Here is an 18237-nt window from a genome sequence, read left to right on the forward strand (position 1 = left end):
ACACCGAAATCGCGATCATGGAGAAGGGGCTTGCATCCCGCTCGAACCGGTAAACGCAGCGGCGTTGTAGAGAACAGAAATGATCACTCAGGACCACGGGCTCCTTGCATCAGGGGGCACCAACGCCTCTCGCAGGCCACCGACCGTGACGAAGAGTCAGGGTGTCGGGCGAGGCGCACCGCTCAAGATCGAAGACCCGGGAAAGCAGCGTTGGCGACACGGCAGGGTGCGAACGACGACGGAACATCTGACGTGGCAGCCCTGGTTGCGACTCGGCTCGGTGCTCCAGCTCCCCGCAGACCTGCGCCCCGTCGGGCAGCGACGCCCGCGAGTCGCCGAGATGTGGACCATGAATCCGCAGGTCGTCATCATCGAGTGCCAGTCCTCGGCCGGCGGCCTATCACTTGGCGTGATGCCGTGGAACGTGGAGCAGGTGCAGGGACTCCTGCATCGCCACCGAGCGCGGTAGCTCGCCCCTGGTCGTACGGGAAACGGTCGGCCGTCGCGGCCGATGCGACTCGGTGATCATTTGCGGGACAGCCCTTACGAGTTCGTGCACGATAGGCGGTGAGGCGTCGAGTTCCTGATCGTCGATCATGGTGGTGTGGTGGGGAGCGCGGGTCGTGCAGCAATCATCAGCAACCGGAGGATCACGGGCCTGTCGGCCGATGTGATCGCTGAACTTGTCACTGAGATAGGACCGTTGTGGCACGAACGGCACCACGCCAAGCTCGTGTGCAGGCCGCGTAAGCGAGCCGTGGGCGCCGGCGCGAAGCACCGGCTGGTCTTCGTCGACCGGCTCCTGGCCACGCTGGTGCATCTCCGCCATGGGGCCACGCACGACGTGCTGGCCTGCTGGTTCGGCGTGGACCGCTCCACCATTACCCGGGCCATCGGTGAGGTGCGGCCGCTGCTCGCCGAACGGGGGTGCACCGTCAACCCGGATGTGCGGCTGCGGACCCTGGCCGAGGCGGCCGACGGTGCGGACCTCGCGTGCGCTGGAGATGAAGGCGGTGTCTGGAACTCTTCGTGGACGGGCGGATGGTCAGCCGGACGAGTTCAGCTGTGATCGCGTGCGATGGCTGCCGCGGTGCGTGGGGAGCCGTGCCATGGGTCGCCGTGTCCGGGCAGCAGGGTCTCGGCGTCGAGTTCGGCGAGGTTGTCCAACGCTGTCAGTGCTCGCTGGGGTGCGGCGGCGAAGAAGCGGGGCAGCATCTGCGGGCCGGTGATGTCGGAGAGCGGATGCCCGGTGACCAGGGCGTCGCCGGTCACGACGACTCCCGCCTCGGCGAGGTGGTATGCGCTGTGCCCGCTGGTGTGGCCGTAGCAGGCGATGGGCTTCGGGTGGCCCGGTAGATCCAGTGGTCCCTCGTGCGGGAACGCACGTGCGTCCGGGACACGGTGGTGCCGCAGCGCTCCCGCGCGGGTGATGCGTAGGGCCCAGGGGAGCGCACCAGGGTGCCAGATGCGTTTGAGCACCTCCAGCGGGGTGGCCTGTTCGCGGTGTTCCCCGCGAGCGTGAGCGACCTCACGGGAATCCATGTACGACGGCACGCCGTACCGCTGAGACAGGTGGGGCAGCGCGCCGACGTGGTCGGCATGGGCATGGGTCAATAGCATCGCGCGCACGTCCTCGGGCCGGCAGCCGAGCGCGCGGATCGATGCCTCCACCGCCCCGACGTCACCGGGCCATCCGCCGTCGATCAAGGTCAGGTCGCTGCCCTCGCGCACCAGCACCCAGTTGACGTCGGTGCCGCTCACGCAGAAGACACCCTTGGCCACTTCGCGCATCTCGACCACCTTTCCCGGAACGATTGTTCCGAAAGTGGCACTCGGGGCGGTAGGGTCGGAACAGTTGTTCCGAGATTCGTGGAGGGTGATCGTCATGAAACTCCGAAGAGTCCACGTCGACAACCGACTGGAGATCCAGTACCGGACCGCGAGCGGGAGCTGGCTGCCTCAGCCGGACTCCCGGCCTCTCGGCGGGGTCACGTTCGCACCGGAGTGGGAACTGGCCCTCGCAGAGCGACACTTGGCGCGCTCTGGACACCTGCTGCCGTTCCAGCCGGTGTCCTTTAGGGACTTCATGCTGTACGAGCAGCACAACATCGATGCCAGCCGTGGCCTGGTGCGGCGGTTCCACCCAGGTCAGTACCGGCTGACCAGCGCGGTCGAGAAGGTGACCAGGAGACCGTTCCCTCTGTTCAGGCCGAACCGGTTGTTCAATCGGCAGCCGATGTACTACATGTCCAACCACCTGAACGTCGTCCCGACCGGCACCCCGATCCGCCCGCCCGCCTACACCCGTGCGCTGGACTACGAACTGGAGATCGGATTCGTCCTGGCCGCCCCACTGCTCGACGCCACGCCCGCCGAGGCGACTGCTGCAATCGGCGCCTTCGTCCTGCTCAACGACTTCAGCGCCCGCGACGTGCAGCGCGCCGAGATGGCCAGCGGTTTCGGGCCGCAGAAATCCAAGCACTTCGCGAGCTCGATGTCGGCGACCGCGATCACCGCCGAGGAGATCCCGCCTCGTGTCGACACCCTCACCGGGTCCGTGGCGATCAACGGCACGATCGTCAGCAGTGTCTCCAGCGCCGGGATGCGATGGACCCTCGGAGAGGTCCTGGCCCACGCCTCACGCTCCGAGCAACTGCTGCCCGGCGAGCTGTTCGGAACCGGCACCCTGCCCGGCGGCAGTGGCATGGAAACCGGCAACTGGCTACGCCCAGGCGATACCCTCACCCTGACCCTCGACGACATCAGCAAGGTCGAACACACCATCATCGGCCCATGACACAGAAACAGCCCCGTCCCACCGGAGCCCGTGACGCCAACCGCGCCCGGGTCCGCACCCGGCTACTCGACTCCGCCGAGGAACTCTTCGCCGACCGCGGCTACTTCGGTACCAGCGTGCGGGACATCACCGACCACGCAGGCACCCGCGTGGCAGCGATCAGCGACTACTTCCAGGGCAAGGACAACCTCTTCCGGCACGTCCTCCTGCGCCGTATCCAACCCATCAACGACGACCGCCGCGCCCTGCTCGCAGCGCTACCCCCCACCGGTTCACGGGACGAGCGGCTGCGTGCACTCATCCACGCCTTCGCCCACCCGATGCTTGCTCGCGCCGACGAGAACCAGGGCTGGCGCCACTACTTCCGCTTCATCGCCCAACTGGCGAACTCCGGCCAATCGGTCCAGCTACTCGTCGCCGACGAGTACAACTCCATCGCCGACGCCTTCATCGAACGGCTACGGCATCTGTTCCCCGAGGCCGGCGACACCGCACTTCACGATGCCTACCTGCTCATGCTCGCCTCCACCCTGCAGATCTTCTCCAACAACCTGCGACTCGACAGCCTGACCGTCGGCCGGATCCGCACCGACGACCTCGATCAGCGCTACGCATCCCTGGTCGTCTTCCTTGAAGGAGGCATCAGCCGCCTCGCCAGCACGCGACCCCCCTCACCTCGGGATCTCGGCATCATCGCCACGTCAAGCCCCGGGCTCCCGTACGGCTCGGACCGCGAGGACGAGGCGGAGGGCGAGGGGTAAGGGCTCTGGGGGGCCCGCGAGCACCGCTGTTCGGCGGCTCGTGCGTGCTCGGGACGGCCGGGCCGTCCGTGGCGGCTGCGCCATGTCCGGTGCCAGCGGTGGCTGCGATGCTGGCGGCATGATCCCTTGGAACCTGCGCGATCTCGACAAGGCTCTGCGTGTCAGCTGGGCCACCGACACCTGCTCGCCCGACAACCAGGCCGACTGGGAGCCCGGCAACCCGGCCTGGGGACACTGCGACATCACGGCGTTGATCGTCGACGACGTCTTCGGCGGCGATCTCGTGGTCGGTGAGGTGCATCTCGACGGGACCCAGCATGGCTTCCACTGGTGGAACCGGTTGCCCAGTGGTGTGGAACTCGACCTGACGCGCGAGCAGTTCCAGCATGGACAGGCTGTCACGACTGCTCGTGTCGTCGAGCGTCCGCCAGGTCCATTGCCCCGCCGCTGGGAGGAGTACCTCCTTCTGCGCGAGCGTGTCATCAGGCATCTCGGTTCGCTCCCGGAACCTGTCTGACGGGCTGCGGTCAGCCAGTCTGGCTCACCCTGGCCGCTGGCGGCCTGGGTCAGCCGCAGCGAGGATCCCTCGGTGAGGACGACGTGGGCGTGGTGCAGGAGCCGGTCGACGGCGGCGTTGGCCAGCGTCTTGGGCATGATCGAGTCGAATCCTGACGGGTGGAGGTTGCTGGTGACAATCACCGAGCGGCGTTCGTAGGCGGCGACGATGACGCGCTGGAACGCCTCGGCGGCGGCCTGATCGCAAGAGAGCCTGCCGATGTCGTCGATGACGATGAGGTGCAGCGGGTGATCTTCGCAACGGCCTTGGAGGTGGTGTTGTCGACGGTGGCCCTGCCGAGGCGGGCGGTGGGGGATTCGAGGGTGAACCAGGCGACCTGCATGCCCTGGTCGATGGCCTTGTGAGCCAGGGCCCCGGCAACTCGGCGCGTTCCTCCTCGGACATTGCACCCCGACAGCACGCGGGCCCCGAGCGGCAGGAAAGAACCTACAGACGTGTGACCGCGATTTCCGGCGCATCACTCCAGTAGCCGTCGCGGGCGGTCAGAAGAAGACCCCGCACCGCAGCAGCACATTCGCGTACGGCTGTGCCTCGCCCGTCCGTACGACGAGCCGGGCGCCCGCCGACAGTTCCTTCAGCCTCTCGTGGGGGACGAGGGCCAGGTCGGGAAAGCACTCGGTGAGCAGTGCCGAAGCCGCCGGGTTGGCGTCCCGTATCTCCGTCGCCGCCGTCGCGCCCTCGACGACCAGCTCGGACAGGAGCCCGTCCAGAACTTCGGCGAAGGACGGCACTCCGGCCCGGAAGGCGAGGTCCACGACCCGAGGGCCGCCGGGTATCGGCATGCCCGCGTCGCAGACCAGCACCTCGTCGCCGTGTCCCAGCTCGGCCAGGGCCCCCGAGAGATGGCGGTTGAGGATCCCTGCCTTCTTCACAGTGCGGCCACCTCTTCCGCCGTCGGGAACGACTCCTGGGCACCCTGTTTCGTCACCGCCGCCGCCCCGACGCGCGCCGCGTACGCTGCTGCCTCCGCCAAGGTCGCGTCGGCGCTCAGCTTCCAGGCCAGTGCGGCCGTGAAGGAGTCGCCGGCGCCCGTCGTGTCCACGGCCTTGACCTGCACCGACGGGATCCGTTTGACAGCTGCCGAGGACGCTGCCAGCGCGCCCTGCGAACCCAGCGTCACGACCACCGACTTCGGCCCCATGGCCAGCAGCGCCCGGGCCCAGTCCTCCGGTTCCTCGCTGACGCACGCGTCGCCCAGGATCACCTTCGCTTCGTGCTCGTTGACGATCAACGGATCGCAGGCCACGAGGACTTCGGCGGGAAGCGGGCGAGGCGGAGACGGGTTGAAGACGAAGCGGCTGCCGGGCGCCAGGTTGCGGATGACCTCCGCAACCGTCTCCAGCGGGATCTCCAGCTGTGCCGACACCACCCGGGCGACACGGAAGAGGCCGGCCGCATCCCGGATGTCCTGCGGCATCAGTCGGCGGTTCGCGCCCGGTGACACCACGATGCTGTTGTCGCCGGACGAATCCACGGTGATCAGCGCGACGCCGGTCGGCTCCCCGCCCACCAGCACGCCCGCCGTGTCGACGCCAGCAGCCCGCTGCGAGTCGAGCAGCAGCCGGCCGTACGCGTCGTCGCCGACCCGGGCCAGCAAGGCCGTACGGGCCCCGAGGCGCGCGGCCGCCACGGCCTGGTTCGCGCCCTTTCCGCCCGGGTGGACGGCCAGGTCGGAGCCGAGGACCGTCTCACCGACCCCGGGCCTGCGCTCGATGCCGATCACCAGGTCGGCGTTGGCCGAACCCACGACCAGCAGGTCGTAGTCGTACATGAACTGTCCCCTGTACAGGTGAGTTGGAGCAGGACGATGGCCGGTCGCACCGTGTGCGGGTCATGCCGGGGTGGCCGGACGGTGTCCCGCCCGGCCACCATGCCGTGTCAGCCGCTGAACGTGTCCGCGTTCTCAGCCGTGACCACCTTCACCGGCACCTTGACCGTCTCCTGGGCCTTTTCGCCCTTCGCGGCCTTGACCGCGTTCTGCACCGCGAGCTTGCCGAGTTCCTTCGGCTGCTGTGCGACGGACGCGTACAGGGTGCCGTCCTTGACCGCCGTGAGGCCGTCCGGCGTGCCGTCGAAGCCGATCACCGCGACTGACTTGCCGGCCCTGCTGCCCAGTGCCTTGATCGCGCCGAGCGCCATCTCGTCGTTCTCGGCGAAGACGCCGGTCACGTCGGGGTGCGCCTGGAGGAGGTTGGTCATGACATCCAAGCCCTTGGTGCGGTCGAAGTCCGCGGGTTGCTTGGCGAGGATCTCGATGTCCGGGTAGGCCTTGAGGCCCTCGGTGAAGCCCTGGCCGCGTTCACGGCTGGCGGATGTTCCCGCGGTGCCCTGCAGGATGACGATCTTCCCCTTGCCGCCCAACTTCTCGGCCAGGGACTTCGCGGCGAGCTGTCCTCCCTCGATGTTGTCGGAGGCGACGGTGGTGGCGAGTTCGGCGCCGTTGACCGTGCGGTCGGCGGCGACGACCGGTATGCCGGCCTTGCCGGCTGCCTTCACCGACGGCGCGGCGGCATCCGAGTCCACGGGGTTGATGATGATCGACTTCACGTTCTGGCCGGTGAAGTTCTGCAGTTGGTTGGCCTGCTGCGACGCGTCGTTCTGTGCGTCGGTCACGGTCAGGTCGACGCCCTCGGCCTTGGCCTCCGCCTCGGCGCCCTTCTTGAGCTGCACGAAGAAGGGGTTGTTGAGTGTCGAGAGCGACATGCCGATCTTGGTGGCGCTGGAACTGCTGTCTCCGGAGGCCGAGTTGCAGGCGGTGGCGGTGAGAGCGAGGGTGGCGACGGTTGCGGCGACAACGGCGAGTTTCTTCGTACCCATGGTTGCTTCCTTGCAGTGGGTGGGGCGGGGAACGGGGGGTGGAGTTCAGGAGGAGCGGCGGCGCAGTGTGTCCAGCAGGACGGCGAGCGCGATGACCGCACCGATGACGACCTGCTGCCAGAACGCGGAAACGGACAGCAGATTGAGGCCGTTGCGCAGTACGGCCAGGATCAGTGCGCCGATGAAGGTGCCCGAGGCCTTGCCGAGGCCGCCGGAGAGGCTGGCGCCACCGATGACGACAGCGGCGATGGCGTCGAGTTCGTACCCGAGGGCGGCCTGTGGCTGCGCGGAGACCAGGCGGGAGGCGAGCAGGATGCCCGCGACGGCCGCGAAGGCGCCGGACAACGCGTAGATGGCGAGCTTCTGCTTCTTCACGCGCAGCCCGGACAGCCGCGCCGCCTCCTCGTTGCCGCCGATCGCGTACATGGAGCGGCCGATGTACGTACGGGACAGGATCACGGCGGTGATCAGGCCCATCGCCACCATGACCAGCACGGGCACCGGCAGCCAGCCGCCGAGGGTGTTGCCGAGCGCGGACACCGAGTCGGGGAAGGCGATCGGGCTGCCCTGCGAGATGACCAGCGCCAGGCCACGGCCCACCGAGAGCATCGCGAGCGTGGCGATGAAGGGTGGCAGCTTGCCGTAGGAGATCAGTGCGCCGCTGACGAGCCCGCACGCGACGCCGGTGCCGAGAGCCAGGAACACGGCCAGCCACACGGGCAGCCCCTGGGAGGTCGCGGTCCAGGCGAGGACGGTCGCGGCCAGTGCGGCCACCGAGCCGACCGACAGGTCGATGCCGGCGGAGACGATGACGAAGGTCACGCCGAAGGCCAGGATCGCGGTCACGGCGGCCTGCACACCGACGTTGAGCAGGTTCTGGGTGGTCAAGAAGTCGCCTGAGAGCAGCGACATCGCCATGACCAGCACGATGAGGGCGCTGAGCGCGCCGTTGTCGAGCAGGACCCGACGGACCGCGGTGGCGCTTCCCGCGCCGGGGCTGGGCTTGAGCGTGTCAGTCGTCACGGCCGGCCTCCACTTCTTCCTTCATTGGTGTTGCGGTGACGGCGAGGGCCATGACCGTGTCCTGGGTCGCCTCGTGCGCGGGAAGTTCGCCCGCGATCCGGCCCTGATTCATGACCAGCACCCGGTCGCTCATGCCGAGCACTTCCGGCAGGTCGCTGGAGATCATCAGCACCGCCTGGCCCGCGGCGGTCAGTTCGTTGATGAGCTGGTAGATCTCGACCTTCGCGGCTACGTCGATGCCTCGGGTCGGTTCGTCGAGGATCAGCACCTTGGTGTCGGCGAGGAGCCACTTGCCGATGACGACCTTCTGCTGGTTGCCGCCGGACAGGGTGCGCACGTGCTGGCCGAGGCCCGCCATCCGCACGCCGAGTTGCCCGGCGATCCGGGCGGCGGCGGTGCGCTGAGCCCGGCGGTCCACCCAGCCGAGACGACTGGCCGCGCGCAGCGTGACCAGACCGAGGTTCCCCTGCACGGAGTCGTCGAGGACCAGCCCCTGACCCTTGCGGTCTTCGGGCACCAGGCCGATCCCTGCCGCCGTGGCGGCGTTGACGTCATGGCGGGGCAGGCGGCGGCCGGCGACCTCGACCGTCCCCGCGTCGTAGGGATCGGCGCCGAAGATCGCCCGGGCGACCTCAGTGCGGCCCGCGCCGACCAGGCCCGCGATGCCGACGACCTCGCCGGCCCGCACCTCGAAGCCGACGTTGTGGAAGACGCCGTCGCGGGTCAGGCCGGACACCGAGAGCAGGGGTGCTCCGGGATCGGCCGGCTCGCGCGGATACTGCTGCTCGATGGACCGGCCCACCATGAGCCGTACGAGTTCGGTCTGCGGGGTGGAGGCGGGCACCTGGCCGACGCTCCTGCCGTCGCGGAGCACGGTCACCCGGTCGCCGAGGGCGGCGATCTCCTCCAGATGGTGGGTGATGAAGATGATGCCGACGCCGTCCTCGCGCAGCCTGCGCACGATCTGGAAGAGCTTCTCCACCTCCTCGGAGGTGAGCACGGCGGTCGGCTCGTCCATGATCAGGACGCGGGCGTCCAGGTTCAGCGCCTTGGCGATCTCCACCATCTGGAGCCGGGCGATGCCCAGTTCGCGCACCCTGGCTCTCGGGGAAACGTGGACGCCGACCCGGTCGAGAAGCCGTGCTGCATCCGCCTCCATCCGCTTGCGGTCGATCAGGCCGAAGCGGCGCGGCTGGCGGCCGAGGAAGATGTTCTCGGCGACGGTGAGGTCCGGGACGAGATTGAACTCCTGGTAGATCGTGGCGATGCCGAGACGTTCGGCGTCCTGGGCACCGTGGATACGGACCTCCTGCCCTCCGGCGAAGATGCGGCCGGAGTCCGGCCGGTAGGCACCGGAGAGCATCTTGATCAGGGTGCTTTTGCCGGCGCCGTTCTCACCGAGCAGCACATGCACCTCGCCGCGGCGCAGGTCGAAGTCGACGCCGTCGAGCGCGACCACACCGGGGAAGGTCTTCCCTATGCCTTCGATACGCAGCAACTCGTCCGGGTTGCTCACGGTGTGCTCCTTCGGGTGGGGGAGGGCTCGCCGCACGAGCGGCGTACGACGAGGCGGGCGGGGAGGGTGACGGACCTGGACGGCCGCCCCTCGATGCGGTCGATCAGGGCCCGTACGGCAGCCCGGCCCAGCTCACCCGTCGGCTGGGCGATCGCGGTGATCGGCGGATCCGTGTGCACGAACCACGGGACATCGTCGAAGGCCGCGAGGGCGATGTCGTGGGGGACACGCATCCCCCGTGCGCGGATCGCGTCCAGGGCACCGAGCGTCATCAGGTTGTCCGCGGCGAAGACGACCTCGGGCGGCTCGGGCAGCCGGAGGAACTCCTCGGTGACCCGCCGTCCGCTCTCGGCCTGGAAGTCCCCCTGGCCGATGTAGGAGTCCGGCAGTTCGATGCCATACGCGCGCAGGGCCTCCCTGAAGGCCCCCACGCGTTCCTGGCCGGTCGTGGTCGCCGCTGGACCTGCGATGATCGCGAGCCGCCGGTGCCCGAGCCCGTGCAGATGCGCCACGAGGTCCTGTACGGCGGCCCGTCCGTCCGTCCGTATGACCGGCACGTCGACACCCGGGATCCACCGGTCGACGAACACCATCGGCGTCCCCGCGCGCGCGGCCTCCAGCATCAGCGGCGAGCCGCCGTCGGTGGGGGAGACCAGCAGGCCGTCGATACGGCGGTCCAGCAGGGTCCGTACGTGGTGGTCCTGGAGGTCGGGCCGCTCGTCGGCGTTGCCGATGATCACGCTGTAGCCGAGCGCGCGGGCCTCCTCCTCGACGGAGCGGGCCAGCTCGGTGAAGTACGGGTTGAGTACGTCGCTGATGACCAGGCCGAGGGTGTGGGTCTGGTCGGTGCGCAGCGACCGGGCGACCGCGTTCGGACGGTAGCCCAGCGCCTCGACGGCGGTCAGCACGCGCGTGCGTGCGTCCGCGCTGACCGACGGGTGGTCGTTCAGGACGCGCGACACCGTGGCGACCGACACCCCCGCCTCGGCAGCGACGTCCTTGATGCTCGCCATCGCGGCTCCGTCCCTTCGTGGAATCGATTACATCGTCGTGTTGCGAGAGGGATTGAAATCGATTACACGTGGCCGATGCAAGGGGCCGGAGACGGACCGAAATCCAATCGTGACTGAAGGGTGCCCGGCTTCGTCAGGGGCACTTGGTGATCGTGAGGGCCGTCGGTGCGGCTGTGGCTGCAGCTGATGCACACCTCCGTCGGCCTGAAGATCACCGACGACCCCTCGCGCCACTACCGCGCCCTGATCTTCGTCAACGGCTGGCAGTTCGGGCGCTACATCAACGACCTCGGCCCCCAGCACAGCTTCCCCCTGCCCAACGGCATCCTTTCCGCCCGTCGGATCACTCGGGGTCCCGCCGCTTCGTTTGCGAGCGCCCACGACGCCTGGGTTCCGCAGTTCGTGGGCGCAGATGGGCCCCGCGCCCGGCGTCGGTTCAGGTCGCGAGGTTGCAGGGTGTCCGGCGGCGCGGGAGAGGGAGCTCTCCTGTCGCTTCCGTGGGTCGCTGACCTGGGCTGATATGCAGAACACGCCGTAGGGGATCGCGGCGGTCGTCCGCGCCTGGGAAGCAGCCGCAGCGTAGAGTCACCCACACCGAGATCACGACCCCCTGCGAACGCGAGGTGAGGGCCGAGGGGTGAGGTTCCCCTCGACCACTCGATCACGTCCGCTTCCGGTCGCGGTCAGACCGCTGGTGAGCTTGTCCCGGACCAGCCGGTGGCCGACTCGGGAAACAGGCACATCGCGAGCAGGGAGTACATCCCGACCCGGGACGGCAGATCACGCAGCCGCCGCTGCACCGTCCGCGTCTCCGCCGGCGCAGCGTCCACGAGCTCGAACGGCACCACGGCGGTCAGCTCTCCGAAGTGCCCCGGGGCGAACCGGCCAGCCGCCACGGTCACCGTACGGGTGATGGCCGTCACCGCGGACGGCAGGGCAAGATGAACCCGCAACGGAGCTCCTCACGTACAAGCTGTCTTGGTCGACTGCCTGTACCAACGAGCTCCGTGCTCTTTCGCCTCGAACCCTCAACGTGCTTGCAGGACCTGCGAATACGCTGACTTCCCGGCCTTGGGGGAGGCCCCGTACCTGTCTCGTCTGCTGACCGCCCGGCGCCGGCGCTGGATGGACAGTCCCCATCGCTTGAGGTACTTGCCCACCCCGGGCTCGGTCAGCCGCCCCCGGTACAGCTTCACGACGAGGTCGCCCACCAACCGTCGACCGCCTTCAGCGCCCCGAAGACTGCGGCTGCTTCCTCACGGTTCCGCCCCGCCGCCAACGCGGCCACCGCCCTCAGCCGAAGGGCCGCCCGCGCCGACGGCGACAGATGCCGCGCGTCCCCCACCAGATCGCTCACACCCGCCCAACGACCCAGAACCCGAACCGCTTCGGATCAATAGGTCTCCATGCTGGTGGTCAGGGCACGGCTGATGGCGCGGGCCACGGCGACCACAGCGGGGATGTGCGCCGCCGGCTGAATGGTCTCGGACGGGGTGACGACCGAGACGGCGGCGATGGTGGTGTCGTGCCGGTCGAGGATGGGGGCGGCCACCCCGGTCATCTCGGTGTCCCATTGGCGGCGGGAGAACACCGCGTACCGGTCGCGGCGGATGGCCGCAAGCTCAGCCCGCAGCGCCTCGCCGGTGGGGTGTGAGTCGTCCTCCTCGGTCGGCCCCTCGCCGACGAGGAAGTCATCTTGCACCTCGGTGGGGGCAAAGGCGAGCAGGACCAGTCCGGGTGCAGTGGCGTTGAGCGGGAGGCGGCCGCCGACGCGGTACATGATGCGTTTCGCGTTGTGGGCGGACAACCGCTCGACCAGGACACCCGCCAGGCCTTCGCGCACCACCAGTTGCACGTGTTGGCAGGTAGCGTGGTGGAGATCGTGCAGGTAGGGCAGGGCGGCGGCGCGCAGGCCGTGGCCGCGTGGGGCGAGGGTGGCCAGCTCCAGCAGGCGTAAGCCGATGGAGTAGTGGCCAGTGTCGGTGCGCTCCAGCGCGCCGTGGCCGACCAACTGGCGGGCCAGGCGCAGCGCGGTGGCCTTGGGCAAGTCGGCCCGGGCGGCCAGGGCGGTCAATGACAGCACGCGTGTGTCCGGCCCGAAACAGGCGAGCAGGCGAAAGGCCCGGTCCAGCAGGGGTTCGCCGCGGGCTGGGCGGTGCCCGCGCACGTGCGAGCTTGCCTGGTTGGTGCCGCTGCTGTCGTTGTGGTCGCTCACGCTTGAGCTCCGCGGATCGCGCCGGATGGGTCCACTCAATGAAACCAGGGGTGCCGGACCACCGCCGGACCGGCAAGTATCTCCCGGGTCGGCCCTCCCTCAGGGGCTGGCGCCTGGCTTCTCGACCTGAGGTTGGGAAGGGGCCGTGTCTTTGCCAGGGCGCAGGCGGCGGCACGGCCGTGGCGGCGCCCCCGCGCAGTGCAAGCGGATCTTCTCCGAGAAGATCAGCGCGCGGGTCAAGGTGCGGCTGGAGCCGGAGTGGAAGCAGCCACTGCTGCCCCCTTGTCCGGGTTCGACGAAATTCCCGTCACCGAGAGTTACAAGATGCCGGTCTGACCAGGGAGGATGCAATGGAGGAGAGGCGTGACTCCAGGCGCCGGCGTTCTCGCTGGTCGGCGCGGTGACGACCGCCAAGTGGCATCGCACCGGCTGGAACTGCAGCCGATCAACGGATCCTTCGCGAACCCTCCAACTACCGAAGAAGGCCGTCTTGTGAGCTATTTATCAGTAACACCCCGCGACGGACGCCGTCGGTGGGTGGTGCTGGCGGTGGCGTCGCTGCTGTGCACCCTGCTGGGCGGCATCTATAACGCCGCGCCCGCGGCCGCTGCGCCCCTCTCCCGGACCTCCCTGCTCACCAACAACATCCAGGGTGCGTCCCAAACCGACTCCAAGTGGAGAACGATGGTGGCCGGGTTCATCCGCCACAACGCTCCCATCGTGATGATCCAGGAGGCGGGGCCCTCGGGCCCTCCCGGCGCCACCGAGTTCGCCCCGACCAACAGCAACGGGAACCAGGTGCGGCACTTCGTGTGGGCACCGGGCCGGGACACGACGGCCAACGTGTATTTCGTGCAGACCGACAACAACGGCGGCACCGGGACGGGTGGCCGGGTCAACATCGCGATCGTCACCCGAGCGACGCCGAACGAGGTGATCGTCGTGCCCAACCCCGTCAACGCCGGCCGGGTGGCCCTCGGCGTCCGCTTCGGCGACAACTGGTACTTCAGCATTCACGGCCTCTCCGGCGGCGGCAACGATTCCGGGGCGCTCCTGCGCGCGATCGACACCACGATCACCGGCTTGAACGCCAACTACACCTACACCGTCGGTGGCGACTACAACCGTGACCCCTCGCTGCTGCAGCTCCCGGCCGGCGCCCGCGTCTATGCCACCGGTGAGGCCACGCAGCAGAGCGGCGGCGAGCTCGACTATTTCGTCACCAACGATCCGAGTGCGCCGACGACCGGCGCCACCCGCCAGAACGGCAGCCAGTCGGACCACTACCCGGTCCAGCTCGGCGGGATGCAGGCCGCCGCGGAGCCGCAGGACCTGCGGGGCATGTTCAACGGCGACATCATCTACGGCAGCATGCCCAACAAGACGAAGACCGAGGAAAAGCTCTGGTGGACCATCGCCGAGTCGATCGACTTCAAGCGGTCAGTGGACTTCGTCGGATCCGGTACGTCGAGCGACGGCATACCGGTCGAGGGCGCCTCCGGCGAGGAGATCAGCACCATCGCCAGCCGGGACGCGACGGCCATACCGAAATACAAGCCGAACGTCGTCATGCTGCAGGCGGGCACCTGGGACATCCAGCATGGCCACGCGTCCGGGGCGCCCGACCGGCTGTCGGCCCTGGTCGATCAGATCCATGACGACGATGCCGCCGCGGTCGTCATCGTCGCGACCCTCGCACCGACCACCAACGCCGACGACGAGACGCAGGTGACCACGTTTAACGCGGCGGTCAAGCAGATGGTCGCGGACAAAGTGGCGGCCGGTGAGCGCGTGGTGCTGGCCGACCTGGGCGCCCTGACCACCGCCGACCTGACCGCCGACGGCGTGACCCTCAACGACACCGGTCAGCAGAAGGTCGCCGACTCCTTTACCGGCGCCCTGGAATGGGCCACGACGATGGGCTGGATCTCCGAGCCCGCGTCGGACTCGCAGCTCAACGGTTCGCCGTGTGACATCTACACCTACTACGGCACCCCGTGCGTCGGTGCGTACAGCATGACCCGGGCCATGTATTCCGGCTATGCCGGGCCGCTGTACCAGGTCAAGCGGTCCTCGGACGGCGCGACGAGCGACGTCGGCCTGCTGGGCACGGGCGGTCACGTCAAGGCGTCCACCCAGGACTCGTTCTGCGCGAACACCACCTGCACGGTGACCGAGCTCTACGACCAGTCGCCGCAGGGCAACGACTTGACCATCGCGCCCGGCGGCGGTGCCGCACCCGGCGCAGACAAGGGTGCCGACGCTACCGCGCTGTCGATCACGGTCGGCGGCGACGAGGCGTACGGGCTGTTCATCACCCCCGGCACCGGCTACCGCGACAACAACACCCGAGGGGTGGCGGTCAACGGGCAGCCCGAGGGTATGTACATGGTGGCCAGCGGAACCAACGTAAACGATGGCTGCTGCTACGACTTCGGCAACGCAGAGACCAACACACAGGACACCGGCAACGGGCACATGGACGCGGTCAACCTCGGCACCAAGTGCTACTTCGCCCCTTGCACGGGCAGCGGGCCGTGGGTCGAGGCGGACCTGGAGAACGGCCTGTTCTCCGGCGACAACGGCTCCAACCTCGCCAACAAGGGCAACAACAGCAACTTCGTCACCGCACTGTTGAAGAACAACGGCCGGACGACGTACGCGCTCAAGGGGGGTGACTCCCAGAGCGGGGGACTCAGCACCTGGTGGCAGGGGAGCTTGCCGACCCGAGGCGGCTACAAACCGATGCAGCAGGAAGGTGCCATCCTGCTCGGCGTCGGCGGCGACAACAGCAACTGGTCGCGGGGATCCTTCTTCGAGGGCGTCATAACGGCCGGATATCCGTCCGACACCGCCGACGACGCCGTCCAGGCGAACATAGTCAAGGCCAGCTACGCGGGGAACTCCGGCGGCAGCGCGACGGGTGCCTCGACGTCGGCCGGGCAGGCGGTGATCCACGACGGCTACTCCAGCGTCTACACGGTGAATTCGGCGAACGGACACCTGGAGGAGTCGTACCTGCCGAAGATGGGTGATCCGTGGTCGACGCAGGACCTCTCGGCGAAGTACGGGACGCCGGCGGTGATGCCCGGCACCAAGCCGGTCACGCTCACCCATGACGGTTACACCAGCGTGTTCACCGTGGACGCGGACAACGGGCACATCCAGGAGTCGTACCTGCCGAAGATGGGTGATCCGTGGTCGACGCAGGACCTCTCGGCCAAGTACGGCGCGCCGCCGACGGCCTGGACGCCGACGGCGGTGGTCCACGACGGCTACACCAGCGTCTGGACGGTGAACAAGGTCAACGGCCACCTGCAGGAGACCTACCTGCCGAAGATGGGTGCCCCCTGGTCGACGCAGGACCTCTCGGCCAAGCACGGCACCCCGCAGGTGCTGGCCGGGTCGTCGCCGGTCGCGGCAGTGCACACCGGTTACACCAGCGTGTGGACCGTCGACGCCAACCACCACCTGCAGGAGACGTATCTGCCGAAGATGGGTGACCCGTGGTCGACCCAGGACCTGACCGTCGAATACGGCACTCCGCCCACGTCGGTGACGCCGACCGCCGTCGTTCACCAGGGCTACACCAGCGTCTATACGGTCGACGACGCCGGCAGCCACCTGCAGGAGACCTACCTGCCCGCGATGGGCGATCCATGGACGACCCAGGACCTGTCCGCCAAATACGGTACGCCGTGGGTGGCGCCGGGCACCCAGCCCGTCGCGTTGGTGCACACCGGCTACACCAGCGTCTATACGGTGGACGGAGGCTCCAACGACGTCCAGGAGACCTACCTGGCGGGTGTGGGTGCGCCCTGGGCCACCCAGGACTTCACCCAGAAATACGGCACCCCGACCACCACGGAGACGCCGATTCCGCTGCTGCACCCCGACGAGAGCGAAGCCGTGACCTGGACGAGCGTCTACACGGTGGGCCAGTTCAACAACCACCTGGAGGAGTCCTACCTGCCGGCCATCGGCGACAACTGGACCTTCCAGGACCTGTCGGCGAAGTACGGCACCCCGCCGGTGGCGGTTTCCCAACTCGCCACGTCGACCTGGTCGGTGGTGCACGATGGCTACACCAGCGTATACACCGTCGACGCGTCGAACGGGCACCTGCAGGAGACGTACCTGACCGCGATGAACCAGCCGTGGGCGACCCAGGACCTCTCGGCCAAGTACGGCACCCCGGCGGTGATGGGCGGCGTGGCGCCGGTCGCGATCACACACAACGGTTACACCAGCGTGTACACGATCGACGCGTCGAACGGACATCTGCAGGAGACCTACCTGCCCGCGATGGGTGATCCGTGGACAACCCAGGACCTGTCGGCGAAGTACGGCACGCCGGCGGCGAAGACGACGCCGACGGCGGTCTTTCACGACGGCTACACCAGCGTCTATACGCAGGACAGGTCGAACGGCAACCTGTGGGAGACCTACCTGCCAGCGCTCGGCGGCCCGTGGACGTCGCAGAACCTGTCGGCCAAGTACGGTACGCCGACCGTCGACGCGTTCACCTCGCCGGTCGCGATCGTGCACTCCGGCTGGGTCAGCGTCTATACGATCGACGCGTCCAACGAGCACCTGCGGGAGACCTACCTGCCGGCGATCGGCGACCCGTGGACAACCCAGGATCTGTCGGCGAAGTACGGCACGCCGGCGGTCGACATCCAGACGTCCCTGACCGTGTCCGTGCACAGCGGGTTCACCAGCGTGTACACGGTCGACAATGGCAACAATCACCTGCAGGAGACCTATCTGCCGGCGATAGGGGACGACTGGGTCACGCAGGACCTGTCCGCCAAGTACGGCACCCCTGCCGTGAAGACGGGCATGACACCGGCGGCGCTCTACCACTCGGGCTACGCCAGCGTGTACACCGTCAACGCGTCGAACGGTGACCTGCAGGAGACATACCTGCCGGCCATCAGCGACAACTGGAGTACCCAGGACCTGACCGCCAAGTACGGCACGCCAACGCCGGACCAGCCACCGTCGCCGCTCCTGCACTTCGACACCAGCGGGGGCCTGACCTGGACCAGCCTGTTCAGCGTGGACGGGTCCAACAACCACCTGCAGGAGACCTATCTGCCGGCCATCGGCCAGTCGTGGGTTACGCAGGACCTGAGTGACAAGTACGGCACACCGCCGGTGTGACCCTCAGTCCGCGGCGGCCGGGGCCACCGGCCGCCGCGGGCGGAAATACGCGCATCTCCGCGGCGAGCAGCTCCGACGCCTCTGTCAGGCCGAAGCGCCCACCGCGGGGCTGGGTGGAGTTGCCCCGGTCTGACGGACACGGGCGGGCTTGTGAGCTATGCGGCGGCGTAGAGGACCTTACCTGATGCTTCTGCGGCGTGTCGGCGCTCGAAGTCGGCCGGTACGTGCCGCTGCGGTCCGTCGTGCGATCACCGCTGGTCCCAGCTCGGCGAGCCCCAACAGGGCCGCCGGCGAGGGCGATTCGGGCTACGACCTGCGGATTCCGCCAGCTTGATCGGCTACACCACTCGGC

Annotated in this window: 12 protein-coding genes and 3 pseudogenes; 6 read left to right on the top strand and 9 right to left on the bottom strand. The window is 68.4% G+C overall.

The window, feature by feature from the left end; all coding sequences use genetic code 11:
* Nucleotides 1-604 precede the first annotated feature (604 nt).
* On the top strand, nucleotides 605-1069 hold the full coding sequence (locus I3F54_RS29690) for a transposase family protein (RefSeq protein WP_240122020.1): 465 nt from the start codon (nucleotides 605-607) through the stop codon (nucleotides 1067-1069).
* Here I3F54_RS29690 and I3F54_RS29695 read toward each other — a convergent pair.
* Nucleotides 1060-1791 (bottom strand): MBL fold metallo-hydrolase, encoded by a 732-nt coding sequence (locus I3F54_RS29695; protein WP_240122021.1) that lies wholly within the window; start codon nucleotides 1789-1791, stop codon nucleotides 1060-1062. The two genes, I3F54_RS29690 and I3F54_RS29695, sit on opposite strands and share 10 nt — an antisense overlap.
* A gap of 94 nt (nucleotides 1792-1885) precedes the next feature.
* Here I3F54_RS29695 and I3F54_RS29700 point away from each other — a divergent pair, with 94 nt between their 5' ends.
* From I3F54_RS29700 to I3F54_RS29710, 3 genes are all read left to right on the top strand, one after another.
* Nucleotides 1886-2797 (top strand): fumarylacetoacetate hydrolase family protein, encoded by a 912-nt coding sequence (locus tag I3F54_RS29700; protein ID WP_240122022.1) that lies wholly within the window; start codon nucleotides 1886-1888, stop codon nucleotides 2795-2797.
* On the top strand, nucleotides 2794-3558 hold the full coding sequence (locus I3F54_RS29705; protein WP_240122023.1) for a TetR/AcrR family transcriptional regulator: 765 nt from the start codon (nucleotides 2794-2796) through the stop codon (nucleotides 3556-3558). The genes I3F54_RS29700 and I3F54_RS29705 overlap by 4 nt, the downstream gene beginning before the upstream one ends.
* 118 nt (nucleotides 3559-3676) lie before the next feature.
* Entirely contained in the window at nucleotides 3677-4075 is a 399-nt protein-coding gene (locus I3F54_RS29710; protein WP_240122024.1) for a hypothetical protein, read from the top strand.
* A 104-nt stretch (nucleotides 4076-4179) separates the two neighbouring features.
* Here the strand turns inward: I3F54_RS29710 and I3F54_RS29715 are convergent.
* From I3F54_RS29715 to I3F54_RS29740, 6 genes and pseudogenes are all read right to left on the bottom strand, one after another.
* A pseudogene (locus I3F54_RS29715) lies at nucleotides 4180-4593 on the bottom strand (ATP-binding protein); the annotation flags it as partial.
* Between the two features lie 24 nt (nucleotides 4594-4617).
* A complete protein-coding gene (rbsD, locus tag I3F54_RS29720; protein ID WP_240122025.1) occupies nucleotides 4618-5007 on the bottom strand; it encodes a D-ribose pyranase in 390 nt (129 codons plus the stop codon).
* Entirely contained in the window at nucleotides 5004-5906 is a 903-nt protein-coding gene (locus tag I3F54_RS29725; RefSeq protein ID WP_240122026.1) for a ribokinase, read from the bottom strand. The genes rbsD and I3F54_RS29725 overlap by 4 nt, the downstream gene beginning before the upstream one ends.
* Nucleotides 5907-6013: 107 nt before the next feature.
* Nucleotides 6014-7975: pseudogene (locus I3F54_RS29730) on the bottom strand (substrate-binding domain-containing protein).
* Nucleotides 7965-9491 carry a sugar ABC transporter ATP-binding protein gene (locus I3F54_RS29735; protein ID WP_240122027.1) on the bottom strand — a complete coding sequence of 509 codons (1527 nt, stop codon included), beginning with the start codon at nucleotides 9489-9491 and terminating at the stop codon, nucleotides 7965-7967. The pseudogene I3F54_RS29730 and the gene I3F54_RS29735 overlap by 11 nt, the downstream one beginning before the upstream one ends.
* Nucleotides 9488-10504 carry a LacI family DNA-binding transcriptional regulator gene (locus I3F54_RS29740; protein ID WP_240122028.1) on the bottom strand — a complete coding sequence of 339 codons (1017 nt, stop codon included), beginning with the start codon at nucleotides 10502-10504 and terminating at the stop codon, nucleotides 9488-9490. Before I3F54_RS29740 ends, I3F54_RS29735 begins: the two co-directional genes overlap by 4 nt.
* Nucleotides 10505-10696: 192 nt before the next feature.
* Here I3F54_RS29740 and I3F54_RS32650 point away from each other — a divergent pair.
* Nucleotides 10697-10837: pseudogene (locus I3F54_RS32650) on the top strand (beta galactosidase jelly roll domain-containing protein); the annotation flags it as partial.
* Nucleotides 10838-11187: 350 nt separating this feature from the next.
* On the opposite strand, the gene I3F54_RS29750 reads toward I3F54_RS32650, so the two are convergent.
* Together I3F54_RS29750 and I3F54_RS29755 are read right to left on the bottom strand one after the other, a co-directional pair.
* Nucleotides 11188-11457 carry a transposase domain-containing protein gene (locus I3F54_RS29750; protein ID WP_240122030.1) on the bottom strand — a complete coding sequence of 90 codons (270 nt, stop codon included), beginning with the start codon at nucleotides 11455-11457 and terminating at the stop codon, nucleotides 11188-11190.
* A 440-nt stretch (nucleotides 11458-11897) separates the two neighbouring features.
* Nucleotides 11898-12719 carry an IclR family transcriptional regulator gene (locus tag I3F54_RS29755; protein WP_240122031.1) on the bottom strand — a complete coding sequence of 274 codons (822 nt, stop codon included), beginning with the start codon at nucleotides 12717-12719 and terminating at the stop codon, nucleotides 11898-11900.
* A gap of 414 nt (nucleotides 12720-13133) precedes the next feature.
* On the opposite strand from I3F54_RS29755, the gene I3F54_RS29760 reads away from it, so the two are divergent.
* Nucleotides 13134-17885, top strand: coding sequence for an arabinofuranosidase catalytic domain-containing protein (locus I3F54_RS29760; protein WP_240122032.1), 4752 nt, complete (start codon nucleotides 13134-13136; stop codon nucleotides 17883-17885).
* Nucleotides 17886-18237 lie beyond the last annotated feature (352 nt).

This window comes from Streptomyces sp. MUM 2J (genome assembly GCF_022414535.1).
Lineage (GTDB): Bacteria > Actinomycetota > Actinomycetes > Streptomycetales > Streptomycetaceae > Streptomyces.

Excerpts from the sequence above, each read along its gene's own strand:
- I3F54_RS29695 (WP_240122021.1), bottom strand. The coding sequence starts at position 1,791 with ATGCGCGAAGTGGCCAAGGGTGTCTTCTGCGTGAGCGGCACCGACGTC.
- I3F54_RS29700 (WP_240122022.1), top strand. The coding sequence starts at position 1,886 with ATGAAACTCCGAAGAGTCCACGTCGACAACCGACTGGAGATCCAGTAC.
- I3F54_RS29705 (WP_240122023.1), top strand. The coding sequence starts at position 2,794 with ATGACACAGAAACAGCCCCGTCCCACCGGAGCCCGTGACGCCAACCGC.
- I3F54_RS29710 (WP_240122024.1), top strand. The coding sequence starts at position 3,677 with ATGATCCCTTGGAACCTGCGCGATCTCGACAAGGCTCTGCGTGTCAGC.
- I3F54_RS29725 (WP_240122026.1), bottom strand. The coding sequence starts at position 5,906 with ATGTACGACTACGACCTGCTGGTCGTGGGTTCGGCCAACGCCGACCTG.
- I3F54_RS29740 (WP_240122028.1), bottom strand. The coding sequence starts at position 10,504 with ATGGCGAGCATCAAGGACGTCGCTGCCGAGGCGGGGGTGTCGGTCGCC.